This window comes from Stenotrophomonas sp. S41 (assembly GCF_016624625.1).
Classification (GTDB): Bacteria; Pseudomonadota; Gammaproteobacteria; order Xanthomonadales; family Xanthomonadaceae; genus Stenotrophomonas.
Genome location: NZ_JACVTV010000206.1, coordinates 1 through 1,253, shown reverse-complemented (window position 1 = coordinate 1,253; position 1,253 = coordinate 1). Strand labels below are relative to the sequence as shown.

At 68.4% G+C, this 1,253-nt stretch carries 2 protein-coding genes; both read right to left on the bottom strand.

The window, feature by feature from the left end; translation table 11 throughout:
• Positions 1-185: 185 nt before the first annotated feature.
• A complete protein-coding gene (msrA, locus tag IAE56_RS20890) occupies positions 186-851 on the bottom strand; it encodes a peptide-methionine (S)-S-oxide reductase MsrA (RefSeq protein WP_200753837.1) in 666 nt (221 codons plus the stop codon).
• 30 nt (positions 852-881) lie between these two features.
• Positions 882-1,145, bottom strand: coding sequence for a DUF2007 domain-containing protein (locus tag IAE56_RS20885; protein WP_200753836.1), 264 nt, complete (start codon positions 1,143-1,145; stop codon positions 882-884).
• Positions 1,146-1,253 lie beyond the last annotated feature (108 nt).

Below are 1,253 nucleotides of genomic sequence, written 5' to 3'. Positions count from 1 at the left end.
GGCCAAGACCGTTGGCGCCATGGATGGCGCCATCGAGCCCCCAAGGATGGGTTTACGGCGTGTCCTGCCAACCCACACCGCCCCACCCAACCATCAGCAACCCAGAGCCGCTTTGTAGTTCAGCCGACTAACAGTCGGCTCTACCAGGCTGTGGCTTCTGCCCGCCGCAGGCGGACCTCCGCGCGTCAGCGCGGCGCCTCCACATCCAGCCCGATCGGGCAGCTCACGCCTGTGCCACCAATCCCGCAGTAACCATTCGGGTTCTTCGCCAGGTACTGCTGGTGATAATCCTCGGCGTAGTAGTACTCCGGTGCCGGGTACACGATCTCGGTGGTGATCGGCCCGTAGCCGGACGCGTCCAGCTGCGCCTGGTAGGCCTCGCGGCTGGCCAGCGCCGCCGCATGCTGCACCTCGTCGGTGGCGTGGATCGCCGAGCGGTACTGGGTGCCCGTGTCGTTGCCCTGGCGCATGCCCTGGGTCGGGTCGTGGCTCTCCCAGAACAGCTGCAGCAGCCGCTCCAGGCTCACCACCGCCGGGTCGAACACCACCTGCACCACCTCGGTGTGGCCGGTCAGGCCCGAGCAGACCTCTTCATAGGTCGGGTTCGGGGTAACGCCACCGGCATAGCCGACCGAGGTGCTGTACACGCCCGGCTCGGTCCAGAACTTGCGCTCGGCGCCCCAGAAGCAACCCAGCGCGAAGCGGATCTGCTGCAGGCCGGCGAAGCGGTCCTTCAGCGGATGGCTGTTCACGAAGTGCTGGTTGCTGTGCAGCGGCAGCGGCTGGTCGCGGCCCGGCAGCGCCTCTTCCGGGCGCGGCAGGCGCTGCTTGAAGGCCCCGATGCCGAGGATGCCCTGGCTGATTCCCAACATGATGCGCTCCTACGCCGGCTGTCCGGCCCAATCGTCTGCGTCTGAAATGGGGTCGGACGGGCCCTGGCCCAAGTCCAGCGCGGCGATGATCTCCTCGGCCTCCGGCCGCGCCACGTCGGGGATGCCGACCCGCAGCACGCCGAACAGCGGCAGCTCGCCCATGCCGCCCAGCAGCTGCTCGCCGAACACGAACGCGGGGATGCCGGCATCCTCCAGCGCGTGCTTGACCAGATGGGCGTCGAACAGATTGTCGGCCTTGTACACGATGTGCATGGGCGGCTCCTCGGGACAGGGGTCCAGCATACGCCCGGGGGCTGAATGCCGGCGGTGAGTTCGCCGGCCAGCGGCCGGCGCTACCAGAAGATGGGGGTAGTGCCGGCC